The sequence below is a fragment of the Pseudonocardia sp. Ae331_Ps2 genome, from assembly GCF_001932405.1.
GTDB lineage: Bacteria > Actinomycetota > Actinomycetes > Mycobacteriales > Pseudonocardiaceae > Pseudonocardia.
This window is the reverse complement of sequence record NZ_MCIM01000001.1, coordinates 2,453,859-2,475,143: the sequence shown is the minus strand read 5'-3', so window position 1 is coordinate 2,475,143 and position 21,285 is coordinate 2,453,859. Positions and strand designations below refer to the sequence as shown.

The window sequence follows — 21,285 nt, the reverse complement described above, 5'->3', positions numbered from 1 at the left end:
CAGCGGGCCGAGAGCGTCGAGGTGGTCGAGAGTGGGGCCCAGTAGCGGGGAGTCGTGGCGGTGTGCCCCGGCCAGGACCCGGCCCAGTGGGATGCCATGGCCCTCGACGAGCACCGATCGCTTCATGCCCTGTTTACGCCGGTCAACCGGTGACGGTCCGGCGACCTCACCGCCGCCGGGGGCCTTGGTGATGGCGCCGTCGACGGCAACGTCGTCAAGCAACAGGCCGACGATGCGGTCGTAGGCGTCCAGGGCGATCCGGCGTAGCTGGGCGAAGACCCCGAGCCGGATCCACTCGTCACGGCGATCGCGGATGGTGCTCGCCGAGCAGGTGCTGTCGGAGACGCCCTGATACGGGCAGCCGAACCGCAGCACCTGCAGGAGCTTGTCGAACACGACCCGATCCGCGATCCGGCGGCGGTGACAGCCCCACGGATGAGTGGGATCGAACTCGCCCCGGGGCGGCAGCAGCGCGGCGAACTGGTCCCACAACGGCTCGGTCAACCATGATGGCAGGGCGGGCACGCGGCCTCCAGACGATCACGAAGAGTCAACAACTTCATGATCGACAGGCCCGTGCCCGCCCCTCACCATCGACACCCGGCCGCGACCCAGCTGTGATCAATCCGCGCGACCTCTAACGGGCTCCTCCACACCACACCCGGTCAGGCCGCGTCCTGGTTCTTGCCCGCCTGCCCACGCTGCGGACCAGGGGAGCGCATCCCCGCCGCGCGGAAGCTGTAGGCCACACGCGGACGACCACCCGACTCCTGCACATACGGAGTCACCGTCAGGCCGTCGAACTCCACCGGCCGGAACGGCAACCCCCCAGCCGCCTCCGGCGGCACCGGCTGATCCGCCGCCGCGATCTTCACCACCACCGTCTTCTCCGACCGCCGCGCCTCCGGATCAGCATCCAGCACCGACACAGACCACACCGGCAACCCCGACTCCCGATCCACCTGCTGCACCGGACGGCCCGGCGAAGACTTGTCGAAGTCCCGCACCGCCTCCACCTCCGACACAACGAACGCGCCGCGCGGGAACACATCACCCATCGCCACCACAAACCTGTTACTGCGTGCCATGTCGGGCTCCCTCGTCAGGATGACAGGCATCTCCCGTCACCAGGCACACGGTACCGACACTAATAGTGCGAGTCAACACCTTAAGTGCGGGTCGCTGTCGGGGTTTGGGTCAGCTCGCGGTGATCTGCCTCGCCAAGGCCTTCACGCTGGAGTTATTGCCGTGATCGCGCAGGAGGTCAGCCACCAGGGTCCGTGCACGGGCATGCGATGAAACCTGTTCGGGCGAGACCGCAAGGCCCTGCATCAGGGCCGCTATCACGGCGTCGGGGCGGCGAAGCTGTGCGTTCGCCGCGGCGACATCGATCAAGAGTCGCCCCTGGCGCTCGACCGAGAGACAAGTAGCGTCAAGTCCGCTTGCCGCTCTCAACGCGCGGCCCGCGTCTCCTAGCTCAACGGCCACGGCAACCTCGTGTAGCTCGACGTTCGTCGGGCTGAACTCCGTGTTGTAGTCGTTGCGTCCCTCCCCGACGCGCTCCGCCGTCGCACGAGCGACGGTCAGGTAGCTGTACGCGCTGTCACCATCGCCGGTCCGGGCTGCAGTCACCGCTAGCTGGAGGTGCAGAGCTCCCAACAAAGAGAGCGCGGCAACGTCGGGGGTGTCAACGGCCACACGGTCCGACAAGGCGGTGATTGCTGTGTCCGCGACCTGGAAGGCCATATCGAAACGTCGCGCAGCCAGGAAAGCGATAGCGAGGCGAAACCTGCATTCCACGAGAAGGAGAAGGTCCCCGGCCAGGCCCGCCGCCGTCGCGGCACGGTCAATCGCTACCCAAGCGGCCCCGAATTCGCCGAGCTTGACCAACGCACCACCGGCAGCGAGGTAAACTCGCGTCCGTGTCCGACGGGCACGCGCCAGCTCGTCGCCCGCAGTCTGTCTCTCGACAGCCTCAACATCCGCCACCAAGCCACTGAGCAGATCAGCTAACGCATCATACCTCGCAGCGTGAGTCAGCTCCCACGCCTGCGCCGCTCGCCGCTCGACCTCAGCCAGGTCCACTATGCCTGGCAGGTTAACCATCGCGCGCAGCGCGGGGCTGGAAGCAAGTGTCAAAGCCAGTGTGGATGCAGCCGAGGACTTCTCGGCGACGGCAGTCACAGCCGGTTTCTCCGGCGCCAACTCCGCCACTGAGACTTCTAGGGCGGCCGCGAGCCGTTCCAGCACCGACAGGCGGTCGATCTGTCGCACGCCCCGCTCAACCTGGCTCAGCCAGGTCTCCGATCGATCCACCTTCCGGGCGAACTCCAACTGCGAATAGCCGAGCTTCTTGCGAAGAAAGGCAATCCGGCGTCCAAAACTCTTAGATTCTTCACCGGACATCGGGACGATTCTTTCCGCTCACCGGAGTGACGAATTCCACCCGCAAGTCTGTAATGTACCGCTCCCGCTCGTTGAGAAAATACTTGATGTGCCCGGTCGCCTCATGCGCTTCGAACGCGTCGCCGTCTGCGTACACCTCGTAAAAGATGCGCGAGAGAGGTGCGCCTTCTACGGTGTTGACCACGTAGAGCAGAGTGCCCGGCTCCGAGGACTCGACCTGTCTGCTTATTTCCGCCACCAGGGCATCAAACTTTTGCGCGGCCTCGGCATCCTTCAAGTTAAAGCGCACTATCAGACCAAGCATCCAGCACCTCCCGCGAAGTTGACAGAGACCCTGTCCCCGCCAGGAGCCCTGGGCCTCCACTCTTGCAGACCATCTAGGACCTATGGTACTGAGGTGTTCTCAGTAGCGGGTTGATCATGTCGTGCGGTCGTACTCGGTGTGGAGTAGTACGAGCGCAGCTGCGGTGATCGCGCCGGTGCGCCAGGGACATAGCGTGACTCGCCGCAACGCGGCGAAGGTGGTCTTGAGCAGGGCGTTTCCGCGTTCGGCCAGAGCACGAAGGGCTGAGTGCAGGGTGTTGACGGTGCGCTGGTTGACCGTCTGCCCGCGGCCGGGGGCGAGTTTGATGGGCACGGTGAGCCGGTCGGCTTCGCCTTCGTAGCCGAGGTCGCCCAGCGCGGCGTGGGTGTCGTCGGTGAACGCGGCCAGGCCCTCGAGCAGCCCGGGGTGGGTACGGGCGCAGCGGGTGTCGTGCTCGCGGCCCGGCCGCACGTCGCTGGTCCATAGCGGCCATCCATCAGGTGCGGTGAGGACCTGGATGTTCCCGCCGTGGCGGCGGTGCTTGCCCGACCACCACAGGTCGACCCCGGGGGTGAGGCCGAGCGCGCGGCACCGGTCGGTGGCGATCAGGGTGCCGTCGAGATTCACGTGGGTGTGCCCGGCTGTGCGGGCGGCGAGCAGGGCTCCGTGCAGGCCGGGTGCGGCCGCGGCGAGGACGTCGATGCCTTCGTGCAGGTAACGGTAGGCCGTTGCAGTGCTGATCGCGTTGTCACCGGCCAAACATCGGACCCGGGTAGCATCACAGAACCAGCGGATCACCAGCACTGCCTGGGCGAACGGGGTCAACGCCCGCCGCCGGGTGCCACGTCGACGGCGTTGAAGGACCAGGAGCCGCGCCAGATAGGCCACGGTGCGCTCCCCGATCGGGAGGACAGCGGTGTAGGTGACAGGATCAGACATGCAGGACCTCGGTGACGGTGTCGATCTGTGCTGGACCGAACCGATCTACCGGGGTCCTGCCCCGTTCCCGCTCATCTCACCACCCTCGGCGTGTCGCCACGACCTGCCACCCCGCTACTGAGAACACCTCATTGCCCGTTACCGGCCACCAGGCACCGCTGTGATGAACACGGGCCGACGTCGGCACGATTCCGCGGCCGCAGGGCCTGACCGCACGGATCGCCTCAGCGGCCGGCCGCGCGCACCAGCCGCAGCTGCCCGATCTCCGCGGCGTTCTTCGCGAGCTCGGTGTTCACCCAGGCCAGCGTGTGACCGACCGTCATCGCCGGATCCCCCTGCCACGGGAACGGGGCCTCCGCGGCCAGGTCGTCGTCGGACAGTCCGTCCAGGACCTGCGTCCACTCGTCACGCAGAGCGCGCATCCAGGTGACGGTGGCGGCGGCGTCACCCGGCCACACCACGTCGGCGCGGTCGGGCGGCGTGCGACCACGCAGATGGTCCGTCGTCACCGACCACCACCAGCCGATGTGCCAGGTGAGCCACGCGATCGTCGGGACGGGGATCGGGTCGGGTTCGGAGTCCGCCCAGTCGGGCCGCCACGTCCCGTCGTCGGACGGGTGCACCGTCCAGCAGACACGCGCCGGCCGCCACAGGGTCTCGTCGTCGTCGAGCCGCTCGAGGTGGTACTCGAACAGGACCCACGTCAGGTCGAACTGCCAGCGCAGGAGCGGAACGCGGGATGCCGACATCGTCCGAGGCTCCCACCGCAGTGACCCGGCCGAAAGGACGATTCCCCGCGGGCGGAACCGGTCTCCGGGCCGATCCGCCCGCGTCGCGCGGTCGCCATGCTGGACGGGTGCACCGACCAGACCTGAGCGCCCCAGCACCCCCGACCTCGACCGACCGGGTCGAGGCCCTCGACGCCCTCCGCGGGCTGGCCCTGTGCGGAATCCTCCCCGTCAACATGATCGCGATCGCCGGGCTGCCGTCCCTTCCGGGCTCCTGGCAGGGCGCGTTGCCCCAGTGGCTCGAGGTCACGGCGCACCAACGGTTCTTCCCGCTGTTCTCGTTCCTGTTCGGACTCAGCACCGCCCTGATCCTGGACGGAGCGGCCGGGCGGACCGCCCGGCCGTGGCTCGTGCTGCTGCGCCGGCTGCTCGCGCTCGGTGTGCTGGGCGCCGCACACCAGCTCCTGCAGCCCGGTGAGGCACTGCTCCCGTACGCGATCGTCGGCCTCGTCGTGCTCCTCCCGGCCTCCTGGCTGCCGCGGCCGGTGATCGCGCTCGGCGGAGCCGTCGCGATCGGCGTGGCGCTCACGTTCACCAGCGGTGGGTTGCTACTCATCCCCGGCCTGTTCCTGCTCGGCCTCGCCGCCGCCCGCTACGGCCTGCACCGCCAGATCGCGGCACCGAACCGGGCCGCGTGGACGGCTGTGCTGGCCGGGGCCGTCGTCGCTGCGGTGCCGTTGCTGAGCATCCAGGTCGACACGATCGAGAACAGCGGCTTCGACCAGGTGTCCTCGACCGCCGGGCTCGTCATGGCCGTCGGCTACGCGAGTGCCCTCGTCCTGCTGACGGCGTCCCCGGTCGGGCCGTGGGTCTCCTCCGTCCTCGCCCCGCTCGGGCGGCTCGCGCTGACGAACTACCTCTCGGCGACACTGCTGGTCCTGCTGCTGACCATGGTCCCGGCGTTCTCCGGCCCGGGCGGCTACCGCGTCCTGCTGCCGTTCGCCGCGGCGATCCTGGTGGTCCAGGTGGTCGCGAGCCGCTGGTGGCTGCGGCGCTTCCGGTACGGGCCGGTGGAGTGGGTGCTGCGCAGCATCTCCTGGTGGACCCCGGTACGGATGACACAGGCCGACGGCGGCCACCCGGACGCGCGGAGCTCCCTCCAGTCGGACGGCCGGGCGTCATGATCGGATGAGCCACGGCTCGGGTGCAGAGCCGTCGCGACGAGGAGGACCGGTGACCGGCGAGGAGCACGTGCGGAGAACGGACCGCCCGTCCGACGGGATGCGGCTGGGGGTGGCCCGGTGACGGTCGCCGGTGTCCTGTTCACCCTGGCCGCGCTGTCGGCGACGTTGTGCGTGGTCGGGGTGCTCGTCGAGCGACGACGGTTCCGCAACGCGCTGCTCGGCGGGACGGCGACGGTCCTGCTCCTGATGGCGGTGTTCGCCCAGCTCCTCCGGCTCGACATCGGCGTCATCGAGCCCGTGACGGTGGTGGTCGCGGCGCTGCTGATCGTGGGCGTGCTCGTGCTGACGGGCTTCCTGCTCGTCAACGGCGTCGTGATGATGCGGCGGGAGGGGCGGCGGCCGGCGAACCTGTTGTCCCTGCTCGCGGGGCTCGCCTGCCTCGCGGTCGTCGTCCTCGTCCCGATCATGGTGCGCGTCGAGAACCGGTTCCTGACGGCGCTGACCTTCGCGGCGCTGCTGCTCGCGGCCTACCTCGGGTTCCTGCTGTGCAGCCTGCTGGCCTACGCCTTCGTCTACGGGCGGCTGGGGGTCCGCCCGGGCGTCGACTTCGTCGTCGTGCTCGGGTCGGGGCTCATCCGCGGTGCGGTGCCGCCGCTGCTCGCCGCCCGTCTGGACCGCGGGGCCGCCCTGTGGGACCAGGAGCGGGAGCGGGGCGGGAACCCGATGCTGGTGACCTCCGGTGGCCGCGGTCCCGACGAGCCGGTCGCCGAGGCCGTCGCGATGGCCGACTACCTGGTCGCCCGCGGCGTGCCGTCGGAGAAGATCCTGCGGGAGGACCGGTCGAGGACGACGCAGGAGAACCTCGAGTTCAGCCGGGCGCTCATGACCGAACGGCTGCCCGACCATCGCTGCGTCATCGTCACCAACGACTTCCATGCGTTCCGGGCCGCGCTCACCGCCCGCCGGGTCGGGGTGAACGGCCAGGTCGTCGGCGCGCCGACCGCCCGCTACTACCGGCCCAGCGCCACCCTGCGCGAGTTCGTCGCGATCCTGGCCGAGCACCCGGTCCTGAACGCCGCGATCTGTCTCGCGCTGGTCGTGCTCGGGGTCGTGGTCGGCCTCGGCCGGTAGCCGCCCTACTGCGACGACCCCGTCGCCGCCACCCCGACGCCGAGACCGATCATCGCGAGCCCACCGGCACCGCCCACCGCCGCGATCCGCCTCGGCGACGACGCGAACCAGTCCCTGGCCGATCCCGCGGCGAGGGCCCACACGCTGTCGAGCACCAGGCCGATGGCGACGAAGAGCGCCCCCAGCAGCAGGATCTGCGTGCCGACCGGCCCACGCACGTCGACGAACTGGGGCAGGAACGCGACGAAGAAGACGACGGACTTCGGGTTCAGCACACCCACCACCAGGCCGTCGACGACGCTGCGGGCCGCGCCGATGCGCCGGCCCTCAGCGGAGCGATGCATCGCGCGGACGACGTCGTGCCGGTGCCGGAACGCCGCGATCCCCAGGTACACGAGGTAGGCGGCCCCCACCAGCTTGAGGACGGTGAACGCGGCAGCGGACTGTGCGACGAGCTGCCCGAGGCCGACGGCCACCGCGACCACCTGCAGGAAGACACCGACGGCGTTGCCGAGGACCGTCGCGAGCGCGGCGGACCGGCCGGCCGCGAGCGCACGACCGACGGTGAACACGACGCTGGGTCCGGGGATGGCGATGACGACCGCCGCGGCGGCGGCGAAGGCGAGCAGTCGATGGTCCACGACGAGAGCCTCCGCCGACCGGCCACCGACGTCGACCCCTTTCCCGATCAGGCTCCCGACGACGCGGGCCCGCCCCCGCCGTCGACGACGCAGAACCGGTTGCCCTCCGGATCCTGCATGATCACGTAGTCGGCGTCGGCGGGCCGGTGGCGCCACGGGACCTCCTGTGCGCCGAGTGCGACCAGGCGCCTGACCTCGGCCTGCTGGTCCTCGGCGTACAGGTCCAGGTGGATGCGCGGCGGCAGGACCCGCTCGGACGGCGCGACGTCGAGCGACACGTTCGGGCCGGGGCGGCCGTCGCGGGGGCGCAGGAGCGCGAAGTCGTCGTCGACGGGGGTGCGCAGCTCGTAGTCCAGGGCCGCGGTCCAGAACCGGATCTGCTCCGCCAGATCGTCGACCCGGATGACGACCGATCCCACGACCAGCATGCCGGCGACCGTAGGCCACAGCGGGCTCCCGGGCAGGATGGCGCGGTGGGTCCGCTCCTGGTGGCCGTGTCGGCCCGTCCTCCCCGACGCCCCGGCGGTCAGCGCAGACGGGCGATCAGCCGGAAGACCCACCACAGCAACGCCGTCACCCCACAGAGGAGACCGACGCCCAACAGCACCGAGCCCAGGATCGGCCACGTGAGGTCCGGACCGGGCGGATCGGGGGCCCCGGGCGGGAGGTAGTACACGTAGGGCTGGGCGTCCGGATCGGGAAGAGCGTACTGGAGCCACGGAGGCAGCATGATCATCCCGCCGGTGAACAGACACAACCCTGCGACGACGGCGAGCAGACGCACCCGGCGAGCGTAGGTCCCGGTCCGACCGGTCACCATCGCTCGACCCGGGCGCGGCGCTCCGCCATCCTGGTACCGGACCGCCCCCCGGCGGCTCCCCGGACGAGACGCGCCGTACCCGGAACGCCAAGACGACGCATCCCCTCCGGAAGGGAGCTCGTCATGGCATGGATCTACCTCGTGGTCTCCGGTGTGCTGGAGACGGTGTGGGCCGCGGCGCTGTCGCAGAGCCGCGGGTTCAGCAGGCTCGGCGCGTCGCTGCTGTTCGCGGGCGCGCTGGCTCTGAGCATGACCGGGCTGGCCCTGGCGTTGCGCGACCTGCCCGTCGGCACCGCGTACGCCGTGTGGGTCGGCATCGGCGCGGTCGGCACCGCGCTCTACGGCATGGCGGCCCTCGGCGAGCCGGCGACGACGGCGCGGCTGCTGTGCCTGCTCGCGATCGTCGCGGGTGTGGTGGGGCTGAAGGTCCTGCACTGACGGGCCTGCACCGACCCGGGAACGACGGCGGGGCCGGCACCCCGTGAGGAGTACCGGCCCCGCCGCCGTGGGAGCCCCTTACTCGAAGGGTCCGTCCTTCAGCAGCCCACCGGCCGGCCCCTCGACGAAGCGGGGGTCGGCCTGCGGGATCTCGGTGTCGGTGCCGTTGACGCCGTCGGGCCGGTTGCTCGACGAGACGGCGTCGGCCGAGTCGAAGAAGCCGTAACCGAGGGTGTCGGTGGTCTCCAGCACCGCGTCCAGGCCCTGGGTCGGGCTCTGCGTGCTGGGGTAGCCGTGCTCGGCGTCGGTGTCCGTGTCGGCCGAGGCGATCCCGGCCAGCGGGAAGGCCACCGCGGCGAGCGCGCCGACGGCGATGAGGGAGCGTCGCATCCGGTTCTGCATCGAATCCGTCCTTCGGTGTGGGGAGCTGGCCGTTCACACTAACGGCCTAGAGTGGTGCGGCGTAGGCACTCGCCGCGGCGGCGTCACATGTTGTCGGCGCCGGCCTTGATCGCCTTCCGGATGCGGTTGTAGGTCCCGCACCGGCAGATGTTGCGGATCCCGTCGAGCGCCTCGTCGTCGATCGAACGGCCCTCCGCCGAACAGCGCTTCACCAGGTCGATCGCCGCCATGATCTGGCCGGGCTGGCAGTACCCGCACTGCGCCACGTCCTTGTCGATCCAGGCCTGCTGCATCGGGTGCAGTTCGTCGCCCGTGGCCAGACCTTCGATCGTGGTGATCTCGTCCGACTCCGACAGCGCGCCCACCGGTACCGAGCACGGGTTGAACGCCTTGCCGTTGATGTGGCTCGTACAGGCCTTGCAGACGTTGATGCCACAGCCGTACTTCGGCCCGGTCACCCCCAGCAGGTCCCGCAGGACCCAGAGCACCCGGACGTCGTCCTCGACGTCGACGGTGACCTTCTCACCGTTGACCGTGAAGGTGTGAGAACCCATGTCAACCTCCTCAGCGGGCGAAGTCGAGGCCGTTGGTCGGCGACGGCGGGATCGGTGGGACGGTCGGATACGGCTCGAACGGCAGCGGCTCGTTGTGCAGGATCGGGAAGTGGTCCGGCACCCGGCCCGTGGCCCTGGCGTAGGCGTTCGCGATCGCCCCGCAGGTCGGGGCGACGCCGAACTCCCCGGCCCCGCCGGGCTCCGGCCGACCGTTGTCGACGAGGTGGACCTGCAGGTCGAGCGGGGTGTTCCACTGCCGGGTGTAGAAGTAGTTGTCCCAGCTCGCCTCGACGAAGTGCCCGTCGACCAGGTGCAGGCCCGCGGTCAGCGTCATCGCGATCGCGTCGTTGATCCCACCCATGATCTGGGCCTTGAAGCCGAGCGGGTTGATGACCAGGCCACCGTCGACGGCGAAGACAGCCTTGGTCACGCGCGGACCGGTCCGCGCCTGGCGGACCTTCCGGTCGACGGTCTGCGGGCGGCAGTCGATCTCGACCAGGCAGGCGGCGAACCCCTTGTACTCGACGTGGAACCCGATGCCCTGCGCCGTGCCGTCGGGCATCGACCGGCCCCAGTCGCCCTCCTCCGCGACCTTGTCGAGCACCGCGCGCATGGCGTCGTTGCGGAGGAACTCGCGGCGGAACTCGTAGGAGTCCTTGCCCATCTTCTCGGCGATGCGGTCGACGATCAGGTCGCGGGCGGTGCAGACGTCGGGCGAGTACACATTGCGCATCGAGCCGGTGTTGAACCGCATGTCGACCTCGTTGAGCAGCCGGGTCTGGACACCGAAGTCGTACGGCGTGGCCTGGGTCAGCTCCCAGATCGCCTCCGCGACCGAGACCTGCCCCAGCGGGGCCTTCGCGGCGGCCGCGGTGACGGCGTCGCCGAAGCCGTGCCCGAAGTCGCAGGCGACGCCGGTGTGGCGCTGCTCGAAGCTGACGACGGACTCCCCCGAGACGACCGCCCGGATCCGGGAGGTGGCCATCGGGTGCACCCTGCCCTGGCGGGAGTCGTCGGCGCGCGACCAGATCAGCTTGACCGGCTTGCCGAGCTTCTGCGAGATCTCGGCGGCCTCCTTGGCCGCGTCGCCGAAGAGACGACGACCGAACGAGCCGCCGCCCGGGACGATGTGGATGGTGACCGCGTTGACCGGCAGCCCGAGCTGCTCGGCGATGTCGTGCTGCACGGTGATCGGGATCTTCAGCGAGGTCCAGATCTCGCATCTGCCGTCCCGGACATCGGCGATCGCGGTGTTGGTCTCCAGGGCCGAGCTGCTGCGGAAGTAGAAGGTGAAGTCGCCCTCGACGGTCTCCCCCGGCACCGACGGGACCGCCAGCGGCAGCTCGGCCGCCCGCACCTTCTGCAGCACGGACTCGTCGCTCTCGCCCTCGACGGTGCCGGCGTCCCACCGCACGCGCAGCGCGTTCACCCCGTCGACGGCCTGGCCGTAGGTGTGCGCGCGCACGGCGACGCCGGTGGCGCAGTCGACGACGTCGGTGACGCCCGGCATGGAGCGGACCTCGTCGGCGTTCGCGACCGACAGCGGGGCGCAGTTCAGGCCGGGGCCGCGGCAGATCACCGTCGGTAGCGCGTCGGGGATCTTCAGGTCGGCGATGAACTGCTTGCGCCCGGTGACGATGTCGCGGGCCTGGGCGTTGCGCCGGTCGGTCCCGATGACCGTGAACTCCTCGCGCGGCTTGAGCACGACCTCGACCGAGCGGGTGGCGTCGACGGCCGCGGCCTCGGTGAGCTCGCCGAACGGGATCGCGCTGCCCCCGGCGCCGGTGACGAGCCCGGCACGGCTGGTGAGCGTGTTCGCGTCCTGCTGGAGGAGGGCGGCGGCCGCGTCCAGCAGCCTGCCCTTGGCGATCGCCGCGGCGACCCGGATCGGGGTGTAGGTCGAGAACGTCGTGCTGGAGCCGCCGGTGAGCTGGTTGAACACCAGCTCGGGGCGCGAGTCGGCCAGGGTGACCCTGACCTGGTCCGGGTCGAGGTCCATCTCCTCCGCGATGATCATCGCGGTCGAGGTGATGATCCCCTGCCCGTTGTCCGACCGCGGCAGCTCGAACGACACGGTGCCGTCCCGGTTCACCTCCACCCGGACCAGCGCCGAGGTCGGGCGGGACGAGTCTCGGATGGCATCGAGCAGGTCGTAGGCGTCGGCGACCTGGGGCGGCGACGGGATCGCCGCGGCCGAGGCCCCCGGCGGGGCGAACAGCTGCTGGCGGCCGACCTCGGCCGCGACGACCAGTGTGGGGGCGGCGACCAGGTAGCCGAGGAACCGGCGACGACTGACGTCGCGGCGTTCGGCGCGTGCACGAGTCGGGGCAGACATCGTTGTCCTCTCCTTCGCTCCGTGGCCCGGGAGGGGAGCGGCCGACGGAGTCCGTTGGAGAGCGGAACGAGGGTGGCCGTGGTCGTGATGCGGACGACGATGTGACCCACGCGACTCGACGAAACCCGCACATCGCCGCCCCTGGGTGCACCTACCTCCGCATACGCGGCAGCGATGTGTCTCACAAGTCCGAATCAGGAGGTTGCGTGACGGATATTCCGTTCACCTGTTCGAGCGAGCATCACTACCAACTTCAGTGGGTAGGCCGAGCGGCGCGCAGCAGCCGGACGAAGGTCCAGGGCAGCACGACCAGCGCACCCAGGACACCGACGATCCCGGCGACGATGATCGCCCAGTGCCCGGCGCCCGGCTCCGAGGGCACCGCGAGGCCTACGGCCAGCACCAGCGCCGGCACGGCGACGATCCCCGGCCACACCAGGGTGCCGAGCCACTTCTCCCCGACCGTCCAGGAGCGACCGGTCCACAGCATCACGACGCCGGCGAGCCAGCCGACGACGGGCAGTACGAAACCACCCAGCATCAGCATCAGGACGGTGAGAACGGGGTAGGCGTCCGGGTCACCGGGGCGGGTGGGTTCCGGGGTGGTGGTCATCGTGGTCATCTCCAGCTCCTCGTGTGGGGGTGTGTACCCACTGTCGCGGCGGAGAGCGGTCGGCCACATCGGAGCCGGGAATGATCCGCGGCCTCGGACCACGGTCGGAGGTGGGCGGAGATCACTCCGCCCGCGCGAGCACGGCCGCGCCGGGCCCCACGAGCTCCCCCGGCCGGACCGGCCTCCCCGAGACCGCGAGGAGCAGGGCCAGCGCCGTCCCGGTCACCTCCGTGCCGGACCCGATCACGAGGTCGGCGTCGGTCGCCCGCAGACAGAGGCCGGAGACGGTCTCGCGGGCGCCCCCGAACGACACCGACGTGCGGGCCTGCACCTGCACGGCACCGGCGTCGGCGGCGGGTCCGTAGGGCCGGACGATCCCCAGCGGACGTCGGATGTCCTCGCCGTGCACCACCATCTCGACCCAGCGGGTCGCCAGCGGGGCCGGCGGCGTGGCGGTCAGCGGCAAGCAGGCCGCGAACCGCCGCAGGGTCTCCTCGGGAGTGGCGCCGCGCTCGCGCGCGACACCGGCCGCGTTCTGCCGGTCGAAGTCCATGCGGGCGCGCAGCATGCCGAGGACGAACCGGGTCCGGGTGGTCCGGGCGGTGTCGACGAGGTGCGCGAGCACGTCGTGGACGGTCCATCCGGGACAGAGCGACGGCGTGTCCCACCGGTCGTCGGGGAGGTCCCGGAGGTCGGCGAGCAGCGCGGCGCGCTCGGCGTGGACGAGCTTCCAGACATCGGTCACGGTGGGGCCTCCCGGGTGGTGAGCGGATCGTCGACCACCACAGGGACCGCCCGGCCCTCGGGAACTCATCGCGCCAACGACAGAGGGCCGGACCCCCGACCCGGGGATCCGGCCCTCTGACCTGGCGGTAGCGGTGGGATTTGAACCCACGGAGGCGTGAACCTCACGCGCTTTCGAGGCGCGCTCCTTCGGCCGCTCGGACACGCTACCGCCGACAAGGTTACTCCAGGCTCAGTCACGGTCGACGGACGGGGTCCGACCGAAGAACTCGCGCAGCAGGGCGGCTGCTTCACCTGCACGGACCCCGCCGACGACCTCGGGCCGGTGCGCGAGCCGACGGTCGCGCAGCACGTCCCACAGCGAGCCGGCGGCGCCGGTCTTCGGCTCCCACGCCCCGAACACGACGCGCTCGACCCGGGCCAGCCCGATCGCGCCGGCGCACATCGTGCACGGCTCGACGGTCACGGCGAGGGTCGTCCCGGTCAGCCGCCACTCCCCCACGACGGCGGCGGCGGCACGCAGGGCGAGCACCTCGGCGTGCGCGGTCGGGTCGCCGGTGGCCTCGCGGGCGTTGCAGGCCGCGGCGAGCTCGGTGCCGTCGGCGGCGAGCACGACCGCGCCGATCGGGATGTCCCCGGTCGCCGCGGCGCCGCGTGCGACGTCGAGGGCGCGGCCCAGCGCGAGCCGGTCGGCCGAGCGGAACACTCAGGAGCCGACGAGCTCGTCCAGCGCAGCCGCGAACCCGCACCGGCGGGCGATGGTGTCCAGCTGCTCGTCGGGGTAGAGCTCGAGGTCGGAGACGAGGATCTCCAGCTCGTCGGCGGGCAGACCGAGGTCGGCCACGATGCCCAGGTCACCCTCGGGCCAGGCGTCGTCGAGGGCGTCGTCGTCCGGCGGGAGCTCGACGCGGAGCAGGTCGAGCACGTCGGCGGCGATGTCGTAGTCCAGCGCGGCGACGGCGTCGGAGATCAGCAGCCGCACCCCGCCCGCGGACGGGCGGATCAGGACGAAGAACTCGTCGTCGACGTCGAGCAGGCCGAGCACCGCGCCGGTGGAACGCTGCGCGCGCAGCGCGGCGATCGCCGCGTCGAGATCCACGAGCGCCTCGGAGCCCAGCCGGACACAGCGCCAACGACCCTCCTCCCGGATCGCGGCGACCGCGAATCCGGGCAGGGCGGCGCCACGGGTGTCCGGGGCTGCCTCAACGCTCTGTGTGGGCACGCGTCAACGGTACGTCGCTCCGGGCTTGTGAGTCACGCCACGACCAGGTACGCGTGGTCACACCGGGCCTGCGGGCGCCGGACGGGCTCCGGTCAGCGACGATCGGTCCATGCCCATCACGCCCGCCTCGGTCGCGGGGCTCCCCGGCGGCCTGCTCGAGGCCGCCCGCGTCCTGCAGCCGCGGACGGTGGCGCTGCGGCGCGAGCTGCACCGCGCCCCGGAGCTCGGACTGCACCTTCCCCGTACCCGGGACGCGGTGCTGCGCGCCCTCGACGGGCTGCCGTTGCGGATCCGCACGGGCGGCTCGTGCACGTCGGTGACCGCGGTCCTCGACGGCGACCGTCCCGGACCGACGGTGCTCCTGCGGGGTGACATGGACGCGCTGCCGCTGCCCGAGGACACCGGGCTGGACTTCGCCTCGGGCACCGACGGCGTCATGCACGCCTGCGGGCACGACACCCACACCGCGATGCTCGCCTCGGCCGCGCGGCTGCTCGCGGACCGGCGGGACCGCATCGCCGGCCGGGTGGTGTTCATGTTCCAGCCGGGCGAGGAGGGGTTCCACGGCGCCCAGCACATGATCGACGAGGGAGTGCTCGACGAGGACCCCGAGCTGGCCTACGCCCTGCACATCTCCTCGACCGTGCCGACGGGGCAGCTCCACCACCGGCCGGGCCCCATCATGGCGGCCGCGGACGTGCTCCGGGTCCGGGTGACCGGCCGCGGCGGGCACGCCTCGGCCCCGCAGGACGCCTGCGACCCGGTCCCCGCCGCCGCGGCGATGGTCGGGGGCCTGCAGACCCTGCTGACCCGCCGGGTCGGGCCGCAGGAGTCAGCGGTGCTCACCGTGTCCCGGATCGAGGCGGGCACCACCGACAACGTGATCCCGGAGACCGCGCTGCTGACCGGGACGCTGCGGACGTTGTCGGAGCCGGTGCGCGCGCTGCTGCACCAGGCGGTCATCGAGCACTGCCGGCACACCGCGCTGGCCTACGGCTGCACGGCCGAGGTGGAGATCGTCCCGGGCTACCCGGTCACCCGCAACGACGACCGGGCGACCGCCGGGCTGGTGCGCGTCGCGGAGAAGGTGCTCGGCCGCGGCGCCTGCGTCGCCATGCCGGATCCGCTGATGGGCGCGGAGGACTTCTCCTACGTGCTGGACCGGGTGCCGGGCTCGCTGGCCTTCCTGGGGGCACGGCCGCCGTCGGTCGATCCCGCCCTCGCCCCGCCGAACCATTCGAACCGGGTGGTGTTCGACGAGGCGGCGTTCCCGGCCGGGGTCGCCGTGTACGCCGGTCTCGCCCTGGCCGCGACGGGCTGAACACGCGACGGCGCCGCGCCCCCGGAAGGAGCGCGGCGCCGTCGGTGCGGTCGCTCAGGCGGTCTCGTCGGCCGAGCCGGCGGAGACGCGGCCGTAGCCCTTCCAGTTGCGCTGGGCGTAGGCGGCCAGCGCGGAGGTGACCGCCAGGCCCACCCCCGTGCTCGCGATGATCGACAGGAAAACGGCGCTCGACACAGCCATGACGGCTCCTCCTCACACGGGCACGCGCCGGGTCCGGTGACCGGGTCCGGATGACCCGGGCGGAGTCGCGACGCTTGCGAGTCCCACGGGCGCCATCTGCGCCCGTCGACCACGGTCCCACGTCGAAAAAGCGCTGTCCCGCCTGCGGAAGCACCGATTCGGATGACTCCGCTCACAGCCACGACGACGCCCCATCCGGCAATGGACGCGGCGCCTCGTTAACGTCGAGGAGAATTGTTCAAGCAATCGGACAGAACGCCACGGACCGACAGTTCTACGACGAAAGCGTCACCGTGGCGTGCCCAGTCGCCAGGGGGAACGAGTGGACGACACAGCAGACGGGGCGGTCGACGGCGTCACCGTCACCGACCCCGCGACCATGCGCCGCGCGGTTGCTGCGGCCGCGGTCGGCAATATCACCGAATGGTTCGACTTCGGTGTCTACGGCTATCTCGCCACGACCATCGAGGCCGAGTTCTTCCCGCCCGGGCCGCTGTCCCAGGTGGCGGTGTTCGCGACCTTCGCGGTCGCCTTCTTCTTCCGCCCGCTCGGCGGACTGTTCTTCGGCCCGCTGGGCGACCGCATCGGCCGGACCAAGGTCCTGTCGATCACGGTCATCCTGATGGCGCTGGGCACGTTCCTGATCGGCCTCATCCCGTCCTACGCCTCGATCGGGCTGGCCGCGCCGATCCTGCTCGTCGCCGCCCGTGTCCTGCAGGGCTTCTCCACCGGCGGTGAGTACGCCGGTGCCATGACCTTCATCGCCGAGTACGCGCCCGACCGTCGTCGCGGGTACTTCGGCAGCTTCCTCAAGCTCGGCACGTTCGTCGGCTACGCCCTCGGCGCCACCATCGCCTCGGTGCTGCCGCTGCTGCTCAGCCCGGAGAACATGTCCAGCTGGGGCTGGCGGATCCCGTTCTTCGTCGCGCTGCCGCTGGGCATCGTCGGGGTGTACCTGCGGGTCAGGCTGGAGGAGACCCCGGCGTTCCAGACCATGCTCTCGGAGTCCGAGGAGCGCGAGGGCACCCAGGTGAAGGACGGCCTCAAGCTGATCTTCACGAGGTACCTGCCGACCTTCGTCATGGTCGGCGGCGTCGTCGTCGCCTGGAACGTCACGAACTACATGCTCACCAGCTACATGCCGACCTACCTGGAGACCACGGTCGACCAGCACGGCGGCACCTCGATCGACTCCACGACGTCGTCGTGGCTGCAGATCGTCGTGCTGTGGCTGGCGGTGTTCGTGATCCCGCTGCTCGGGAGGCTCTCCGACCGGATCGGGCGCAAACCGATCATGTGGACCGGAGCCGGCGGGCTGATCGTGCTCGGCATCCCGATGATCCTGCTGATGCAGAACGGCTCGATCCCCTCGGTGTTCCTCGGGCTGCTGCTCATGGGCCTGCTGCTGATCTGCTTCTCCGCCACCAGCCCCTCGACCCTGCCGGCGCTGTTCCCGACCCAGATCCGCTACGGCGGTCTGTCGATCGCGTTCAACATCTTCGTGTCCGCGTTCGCCGGGACCGTGTCGCTGGTGATGTCCGCGGTCGTCCTCGCCACCGGGGACCTGCTGTGGCCGGGCTACTACCTGATGGCCGCCGGGGTGATCGGGGTCGTCACGCTGCTGTTCCTGCCCGAGACGGCGCGGCGCCCGCTGCGCGACGGGCAGCCGTCGGCGTCGTCGCCGGAGGAGGCCCGCGAGATCGCCAGGGAGCTGGCCGCGCGCTGATCACCGGTTGCTGATCACCGGTTGTCGGAGGCGGGGAGCGACGGCAGGCTGAACGCGTGCTGCCGCTCCCCGACCTGTTGCGGGCCCTCGACTCCGGGGAGCTCTCGCCCTCCGAGCACGTCGACGACGTGCTGTCCCGGCTGCAGTCCGACACCACCGGCAGCGTCGTCGCCCTCGACGCCGACCGGGCCCGGGAACGCGCCGCCGAGCTGACCGCGCTGTCCGCCGCGGGCCGACGGCTGGGGCCGCTGCACGGCGTCGCCGTCGGGATCAAGGACCTCGTCGACGTCGCCGGGCTGCCGACCCGGTGCGGCTCGCGGCTGCTGGCCGACGCCGGGCCCGCGGCCGCCGACGCGCCGGTGGTGACGATGCTGCGGGCCGCCGGAGCCGTGGTCGTCGCGAAGCTCCACACCCACGAGTTCGCCTACGGCCCCACCGGCGACGTCGCGGCCACGGGCCCGGCCCGCAACCCGCACGACCCGTCCCGGATCACCGGCGGCTCGTCCTCCGGGCCCGCCGCGGCCGTCGCCGCCGGGCACCTCGCGCTGACCGTCGGGACCGACACCGGGGCGAGCGTGCGGACCCCGGCCGCGCTGTGCGGCGTCGCCGGGCTGAAGCCGCGGCGCGGGGCCATCCCGGGCGAGCGGGTGTTCCCGCTCGCCGAGTCGTTCGACACGGTCGGGCTGCTGGCCGCCGACGCCGCCTCGCTCGCCGTCGCCCGCACCGCGCTCGGGGAGCCCGGCGCGTCAGCCGCGGCGGTGTTGCCCCGGATCGGCGTCGCCGGCGACGACTGGTGGCGCCCGCACGACCCGGTGATCGCCGACGCCGTCCGCGCCGCCGCCGACGCGCTCACCGCGCTCGGCGCACCCGTCGCTGCCCAGGACACCCCCGGCGTCGCCGAGCTCGCCGCCACCTACCCCGTGATCACCGGCGCGGAGGCCTACGCGACGCACCGGCACTGGTTCACCGAGCGCCGCGACGAGTACCAGCCCGCGACCGCCGCCCGGCTCGCCCCGCACGCCGAGGTGCCCACGCACGTCTACGTCGACGCCCGGCGCGAGCGCCGCCGGATCGGGCGCGCCCTGCTCGACCGGCTCGGGGCCTCCTGCGACGTGCTGCTCTGCCCCACCACCCGGCTGCGGGCCACCCCGATCGGCGCGACCGAGCACGACGGGGTGCCGGTGCTGCCGTCGATGCTGCAGCTGACCTCGCCGTTCAACCTGCTCGACCGGCCCGTCGTCGCGCTGCCGGTGCCGGTGCCGGGGCTGCCGGCCGGGGTGCAGCTGGTGGGGATCACCGTCGGCGAGGACGTGCTGCTGGGGCTGGCGCGGGCGCTGGAGGGGGCTCTGCGGTGATCCTGCCGGTGGCCGTGGCCCGCGGAGTGGCCGAGGGCGACGTCGATCGTGTCTACCGCCGGTGGGCGCGCTCCCGGATTGTCGCCGGCTCGACGCTGCGGACCGCGGCCGGGGTCGTCGAGGTCGTCGCCGTGGAGGAGGTGGACCCGGCCGCCATCACCGACGACGACGCCCGCGCCGCCGGTGAGCAGTCGGCCGACCGGGTGCGCCGCGCGTTCCGCGGGGCTCCCTCGGACCCGGTGTTCCGCATCCGGCTGCGCTTCGCCGGGACCGACCCGCGGGAGTCGCTGCGGGAGGCGACCGGGGACCTCGACGACGTCGTCGCGACCCTGGACCGGATGGACCGCCGGTCGCGGCGCGGGCCCTGGACCCGGCCCACGCTGCGGCTGGTCGCCGAGCTGCCCGGGGTCCGGGCCGCCGAGCTCGCGGAGCGGGCCGGACGGGACACCCTCGCCTTCAAGCGCGACGTCCGCGCGCTCAAGGAGCTGGGCCTGACCGAGAGCCTGGAGACCGGCTACCGGCTGTCCCCCCCCGCGGGGCCGCGCTGCTCGCCCGTCGATGATCGCCGACTGTGGAGCGTGCAGCGCAGGTCCCTCGCCCCGGCACTCCCCACACGGTGATCACCGGGCCGGGAGGTGCGAGAGGGTGGAGTCCGCGCGGGGCCGGGAACGGGTGGTCTCTACCCTCGTGACGCATGCGAGCGGTGTGCGTGCTGGGGACCGGACTGATCGGTGGGTCGCTGATGCGGGCCGCGGCCCGCGCCGGGCGTGAGGTCTGGGGCACGGCCGCGTCCGAGCCGACCGCGGCCGCCGCCGTCGCCGACGGGTTCGACGTCACCACCGACACCGACGCCGCGCTGGCCCGGGCCGCCGAGGCCGACGCGCTGGTCGTCGTGTGCGTCCCGCTGACCGCGCTGGAGACGGTGCTGCGCCGGGTCGACGCGGTCGCCCCCACCTGCCGGCTCACCGACGCGGTCAGCGTGAAGGTGCCCGTCGCGGACGCGGTCGCCCAGTTCGCGCCGCGCACCCGGTTCGTGGGCGGGCACCCGATGGCCGGCACGGCCGAGTCCGGCTGGTCCGCCGGGTCCGCGGAGCTGTTCACCGACGCCGCCTGGGTGGTCGCCGCCGACGACGGTCTCGACGTCGACGTGTGGCGCGACGTCGCCGAGCTGGCCTGGGACTGCGGGTCCCGGGTGGTGCCCGCGGCCGTCGACGAGCACGACGTCGCCGTCGCGCGGATCTCGCACCTGCCGCACCTGTTCGCCGCGGTGCTCGCCTCCGTCGGTGCCGGGGAGCAGGGTGACGATCTCGCCCTCGCCCTGTCCGCGAGCTCGTTCGCCGACGGCACCCGGGTCGCCGGGACCCGCCCCGAGCTGGTGCTGGCGATGTGCGAGGGCAACCGGGGCGCGCTGCTCGCCGCCGTCGACGACGCGCTGGGCCGGCTCGGCGCGATGCGCGGGGCGCTGGCCTCCACCGGCGGGCTGGCCGCGACCGTCCGCTCCGGGCACGAGGCGCGGATGCGGTGGGCCTCCACCCGCGAGCCGCTGGAGGTGCCGGTCGACCTCGACGCCCCGGACGTGTTCGCCGAGCTGCGCGAGCTCGGCCGCCGCGGCGACGTCGTCGAGCCGGTGAAGCGCTAGAGGCTCACCCGGGACGCGACGCCCGGGTAGTCCAGGACGAACCCGTCGTCGTCGACGGTCATGTCGGCGACGAACGACCCGGCGGCGAAGCGGACGACACCGGGTGTGCCGGGGGACCCGGCCGTCACGGTGCGGTAGGTCTGCTCGGTGTTCTCGACCGTCAGCGTCGGGAGGTCGACGAACACCATCGGCAGCACGTGCTCGGCGGGCTCGCGGTGCAGGGCGAGGCGCCGGAGCGGCAGCGCGTTGAACACCGGGCTGAAGGCCAGGTCGACGTCGCGGGCGCCGCCGAAGTGGCCGCGGCTGCCGCCGGAGCCGTCGTCGACCAGCCAGACGCCGTCGGTGCTGCGCGAGAGCGTGAGCTGCTGCTCCCCCTCGGCGGTGGCGACGTCGACGGCGAGCCGTGACAGCGTCCCGTCACCCGCGACGACGAGCCGGTAGGACGCGGTGAGCACCCCGCCCTCCCCGCCACGGATGATCCGGCCGACGGCACGGAAGCCGCCGGCAGTGGTCGTGATGCGCGCCGACTCCGTGCCCGCGGCGCCGTCGGTCTCGGGGTCGGATCGCCAGGTCAGCATGACC

Annotated in this window: 26 protein-coding genes, 1 tRNA gene and 1 riboswitch; of the genes, 8 read left to right on the top strand and 19 right to left on the bottom strand. The window is 72.0% G+C overall.

Going from position 1 to position 21,285, the window contains the following annotated elements:
• The 6 genes from Ae331Ps2_RS11860 to Ae331Ps2_RS11835 form a co-directional block, all read right to left on the bottom strand.
• On the bottom strand, positions 1-525 hold a 525-nt coding region (locus Ae331Ps2_RS11860), incomplete at its 3' end, for a transposase (RefSeq protein WP_139319241.1).
• Between the two features lie 140 nt (positions 526-665).
• Positions 666-1,088 (bottom strand): plasmid replication, integration and excision activator, encoded by a 423-nt coding sequence (locus Ae331Ps2_RS11855; RefSeq protein ID WP_075312507.1) that lies wholly within the window; start codon positions 1,086-1,088, stop codon positions 666-668.
• Positions 1,089-1,197: 109 nt separating this feature from the next.
• A complete protein-coding gene (locus Ae331Ps2_RS11850) occupies positions 1,198-2,406 on the bottom strand; it encodes a helix-turn-helix domain-containing protein (protein WP_075308890.1) in 1,209 nt (402 codons plus the stop codon).
• A complete protein-coding gene (locus Ae331Ps2_RS11845) occupies positions 2,396-2,710 on the bottom strand; it encodes a putative quinol monooxygenase (RefSeq protein ID WP_075308892.1) in 315 nt (104 codons plus the stop codon). Before Ae331Ps2_RS11845 ends, Ae331Ps2_RS11850 begins: the two co-directional genes overlap by 11 nt.
• Before the next feature lie 114 nt (positions 2,711-2,824).
• The gene (locus Ae331Ps2_RS11840; RefSeq protein ID WP_075313133.1) at positions 2,825-3,649 is read right to left on the bottom strand and encodes a transposase family protein; all 825 of its coding nucleotides are present in this window, start codon (positions 3,647-3,649) and stop codon (positions 2,825-2,827) included.
• A 224-nt stretch (positions 3,650-3,873) separates the two neighbouring features.
• Positions 3,874-4,398, bottom strand: coding sequence for a DinB family protein (locus tag Ae331Ps2_RS11835; RefSeq protein WP_075308894.1), 525 nt, complete (start codon positions 4,396-4,398; stop codon positions 3,874-3,876).
• A 107-nt stretch (positions 4,399-4,505) separates the two neighbouring features.
• Between Ae331Ps2_RS11835 and Ae331Ps2_RS11830 the strand changes: the two genes are divergently transcribed.
• Both Ae331Ps2_RS11830 and Ae331Ps2_RS11825 read left to right on the top strand, forming a co-directional pair.
• On the top strand, positions 4,506-5,561 hold the full coding sequence (locus tag Ae331Ps2_RS11830; RefSeq protein WP_212567619.1) for a DUF418 domain-containing protein: 1,056 nt from the start codon (positions 4,506-4,508) through the stop codon (positions 5,559-5,561).
• A gap of 117 nt (positions 5,562-5,678) precedes the next feature.
• Positions 5,679-6,692: a YdcF family protein gene (locus tag Ae331Ps2_RS11825; protein ID WP_075308896.1), complete on the top strand. Its 1,014-nt coding sequence runs from the start codon at positions 5,679-5,681 to the stop codon at positions 6,690-6,692.
• A 5-nt stretch (positions 6,693-6,697) separates the two neighbouring features.
• Here the strand turns inward: Ae331Ps2_RS11825 and Ae331Ps2_RS11820 are convergent, their stop codons facing one another.
• The 3 genes from Ae331Ps2_RS11820 to Ae331Ps2_RS11810 all read right to left on the bottom strand — a co-directional run bounded on the left by Ae331Ps2_RS11820 (position 6,698) and on the right by Ae331Ps2_RS11810 (position 8,117).
• A complete protein-coding gene (locus Ae331Ps2_RS11820) occupies positions 6,698-7,333 on the bottom strand; it encodes a LysE family translocator (protein WP_075308898.1) in 636 nt (211 codons plus the stop codon).
• Between the two features lie 47 nt (positions 7,334-7,380).
• Positions 7,381-7,761 carry a VOC family protein gene (locus tag Ae331Ps2_RS11815; protein ID WP_075308900.1) on the bottom strand — a complete coding sequence of 127 codons (381 nt, stop codon included), beginning with the start codon at positions 7,759-7,761 and terminating at the stop codon, positions 7,381-7,383.
• 98 nt (positions 7,762-7,859) lie between these two features.
• Complete coding sequence (locus tag Ae331Ps2_RS11810) at positions 7,860-8,117, bottom strand: hypothetical protein (protein WP_139318856.1); 258 nt, start codon at positions 8,115-8,117, stop codon at positions 7,860-7,862.
• Positions 8,118-8,189: 72 nt separating this feature from the next.
• A riboswitch (guanidine-III (ykkC-III) riboswitch) is annotated at positions 8,190-8,255 on the top strand.
• Between the two features lie 21 nt (positions 8,256-8,276).
• On the opposite strand from Ae331Ps2_RS11810, the gene Ae331Ps2_RS11805 reads away from it, so the two are divergent.
• Complete coding sequence (locus Ae331Ps2_RS11805) at positions 8,277-8,591, top strand: multidrug efflux SMR transporter (protein WP_075308904.1); 315 nt, start codon at positions 8,277-8,279, stop codon at positions 8,589-8,591.
• Between the two features lie 78 nt (positions 8,592-8,669).
• Here Ae331Ps2_RS11805 and Ae331Ps2_RS11800 read toward each other — a convergent pair whose 3' ends face one another.
• From Ae331Ps2_RS11800 to Ae331Ps2_RS11765, 8 genes are all read right to left on the bottom strand, one after another.
• Positions 8,670-8,981 carry a hypothetical protein gene (locus tag Ae331Ps2_RS11800; protein WP_139318857.1) on the bottom strand — a complete coding sequence of 104 codons (312 nt, stop codon included), beginning with the start codon at positions 8,979-8,981 and terminating at the stop codon, positions 8,670-8,672.
• A 95-nt stretch (positions 8,982-9,076) separates the two neighbouring features.
• A complete protein-coding gene (locus Ae331Ps2_RS11795; protein ID WP_075308906.1) occupies positions 9,077-9,547 on the bottom strand; it encodes a (2Fe-2S)-binding protein in 471 nt (156 codons plus the stop codon).
• Between the two features lie 10 nt (positions 9,548-9,557).
• Complete coding sequence (locus Ae331Ps2_RS11790; protein WP_075308908.1) at positions 9,558-11,882, bottom strand: molybdopterin cofactor-binding domain-containing protein; 2,325 nt, start codon at positions 11,880-11,882, stop codon at positions 9,558-9,560.
• Between the two features lie 253 nt (positions 11,883-12,135).
• Entirely contained in the window at positions 12,136-12,504 is a 369-nt protein-coding gene (locus Ae331Ps2_RS11785; protein WP_020626252.1) for a hypothetical protein, read from the bottom strand.
• A 112-nt stretch (positions 12,505-12,616) separates the two neighbouring features.
• The gene (locus tag Ae331Ps2_RS11780; protein ID WP_075308910.1) at positions 12,617-13,240 is read right to left on the bottom strand and encodes a maleylpyruvate isomerase family mycothiol-dependent enzyme; all 624 of its coding nucleotides are present in this window, start codon (positions 13,238-13,240) and stop codon (positions 12,617-12,619) included.
• A 122-nt stretch (positions 13,241-13,362) separates the two neighbouring features.
• A tRNA-Ser gene (locus Ae331Ps2_RS11775) sits at positions 13,363-13,450 on the bottom strand.
• Between the two features lie 21 nt (positions 13,451-13,471).
• Positions 13,472-13,945, bottom strand: coding sequence for a nucleoside deaminase (locus Ae331Ps2_RS11770; protein WP_075308912.1), 474 nt, complete (start codon positions 13,943-13,945; stop codon positions 13,472-13,474).
• Entirely contained in the window at positions 13,946-14,461 is a 516-nt protein-coding gene (locus Ae331Ps2_RS11765; RefSeq protein WP_020627335.1) for a tRNA adenosine deaminase-associated protein, read from the bottom strand.
• Between the two features lie 109 nt (positions 14,462-14,570).
• Between Ae331Ps2_RS11765 and Ae331Ps2_RS11760 the strand changes: the two genes are divergently transcribed.
• The gene (locus tag Ae331Ps2_RS11760) at positions 14,571-15,782 is read left to right on the top strand and encodes a M20 family metallopeptidase (RefSeq protein WP_075308914.1); all 1,212 of its coding nucleotides are present in this window, start codon (positions 14,571-14,573) and stop codon (positions 15,780-15,782) included.
• A gap of 54 nt (positions 15,783-15,836) precedes the next feature.
• Here the strand turns inward: Ae331Ps2_RS11760 and Ae331Ps2_RS31945 are convergent, their stop codons facing one another.
• The gene (locus Ae331Ps2_RS31945) at positions 15,837-15,983 is read right to left on the bottom strand and encodes a hypothetical protein (RefSeq protein ID WP_020626980.1); all 147 of its coding nucleotides are present in this window, start codon (positions 15,981-15,983) and stop codon (positions 15,837-15,839) included.
• Between the two features lie 322 nt (positions 15,984-16,305).
• Between Ae331Ps2_RS31945 and Ae331Ps2_RS11755 the strand changes: the two genes are divergently transcribed.
• The 4 genes from Ae331Ps2_RS11755 to Ae331Ps2_RS11740 all read left to right on the top strand — a co-directional run bounded on the left by Ae331Ps2_RS11755 (position 16,306) and on the right by Ae331Ps2_RS11740 (position 20,703).
• Positions 16,306-17,709, top strand: coding sequence for an MFS transporter (locus Ae331Ps2_RS11755; RefSeq protein WP_075308916.1), 1,404 nt, complete (start codon positions 16,306-16,308; stop codon positions 17,707-17,709).
• A gap of 56 nt (positions 17,710-17,765) precedes the next feature.
• Positions 17,766-19,064 carry an amidase gene (locus Ae331Ps2_RS11750; protein WP_083695483.1) on the top strand — a complete coding sequence of 433 codons (1,299 nt, stop codon included), beginning with the start codon at positions 17,766-17,768 and terminating at the stop codon, positions 19,062-19,064.
• Positions 19,061-19,684 (top strand): hypothetical protein, encoded by a 624-nt coding sequence (locus Ae331Ps2_RS11745; RefSeq protein WP_075329724.1) that lies wholly within the window; start codon positions 19,061-19,063, stop codon positions 19,682-19,684. Before Ae331Ps2_RS11750 ends, Ae331Ps2_RS11745 begins: the two co-directional genes overlap by 4 nt.
• Positions 19,685-19,758: 74 nt before the next feature.
• Positions 19,759-20,703, top strand: coding sequence for a prephenate dehydrogenase (locus Ae331Ps2_RS11740; protein WP_075308920.1), 945 nt, complete (start codon positions 19,759-19,761; stop codon positions 20,701-20,703).
• Here the strand turns inward: Ae331Ps2_RS11740 and Ae331Ps2_RS11735 are convergent.
• Positions 20,700-21,281 (bottom strand): putative glycolipid-binding domain-containing protein, encoded by a 582-nt coding sequence (locus Ae331Ps2_RS11735; protein ID WP_075312513.1) that lies wholly within the window; start codon positions 21,279-21,281, stop codon positions 20,700-20,702. The two genes, Ae331Ps2_RS11740 and Ae331Ps2_RS11735, sit on opposite strands and share 4 nt — an antisense overlap.
• Positions 21,282-21,285 lie beyond the last annotated feature (4 nt).

Excerpts from the sequence above, each read along its gene's own strand:
- Ae331Ps2_RS11850 (WP_075308890.1), bottom strand. The coding sequence starts at position 2,406 with ATGTCCGGTGAAGAATCTAAGAGTTTTGGACGCCGGATTGCCTTTCTT.
- Ae331Ps2_RS11855 (WP_075312507.1), bottom strand. The coding sequence starts at position 1,088 with ATGGCACGCAGTAACAGGTTTGTGGTGGCGATGGGTGATGTGTTCCCG.
- Ae331Ps2_RS11790 (WP_075308908.1), bottom strand. The coding sequence starts at position 11,882 with ATGTCTGCCCCGACTCGTGCACGCGCCGAACGCCGCGACGTCAGTCGT.
- Ae331Ps2_RS11815 (WP_075308900.1), bottom strand. The coding sequence starts at position 7,761 with ATGCTGGTCGTGGGATCGGTCGTCATCCGGGTCGACGATCTGGCGGAG.
- Ae331Ps2_RS11735 (WP_075312513.1), bottom strand. The coding sequence starts at position 21,281 with ATGCTGACCTGGCGATCCGACCCCGAGACCGACGGCGCCGCGGGCACG.
- Ae331Ps2_RS11835 (WP_075308894.1), bottom strand. The coding sequence starts at position 4,398 with ATGTCGGCATCCCGCGTTCCGCTCCTGCGCTGGCAGTTCGACCTGACG.
- Ae331Ps2_RS11800 (WP_139318857.1), bottom strand. The coding sequence starts at position 8,981 with ATGCGACGCTCCCTCATCGCCGTCGGCGCGCTCGCCGCGGTGGCCTTC.
- Ae331Ps2_RS11840 (WP_075313133.1), bottom strand. The coding sequence starts at position 3,649 with ATGTCTGATCCTGTCACCTACACCGCTGTCCTCCCGATCGGGGAGCGC.
- Ae331Ps2_RS31945 (WP_020626980.1), bottom strand. The coding sequence starts at position 15,983 with ATGGCTGTGTCGAGCGCCGTTTTCCTGTCGATCATCGCGAGCACGGGG.
- Ae331Ps2_RS11785 (WP_020626252.1), bottom strand. The coding sequence starts at position 12,504 with ATGACCACGATGACCACCACCCCGGAACCCACCCGCCCCGGTGACCCG.
- Ae331Ps2_RS11805 (WP_075308904.1), top strand. The coding sequence starts at position 8,277 with ATGGCATGGATCTACCTCGTGGTCTCCGGTGTGCTGGAGACGGTGTGG.
- Ae331Ps2_RS11760 (WP_075308914.1), top strand. The coding sequence starts at position 14,571 with ATGCCCATCACGCCCGCCTCGGTCGCGGGGCTCCCCGGCGGCCTGCTC.
- Ae331Ps2_RS11845 (WP_075308892.1), bottom strand. The coding sequence starts at position 2,710 with ATGCTTGGTCTGATAGTGCGCTTTAACTTGAAGGATGCCGAGGCCGCG.
- Ae331Ps2_RS11795 (WP_075308906.1), bottom strand. The coding sequence starts at position 9,547 with ATGGGTTCTCACACCTTCACGGTCAACGGTGAGAAGGTCACCGTCGAC.
- Ae331Ps2_RS11740 (WP_075308920.1), top strand. The coding sequence starts at position 19,759 with ATGCGAGCGGTGTGCGTGCTGGGGACCGGACTGATCGGTGGGTCGCTG.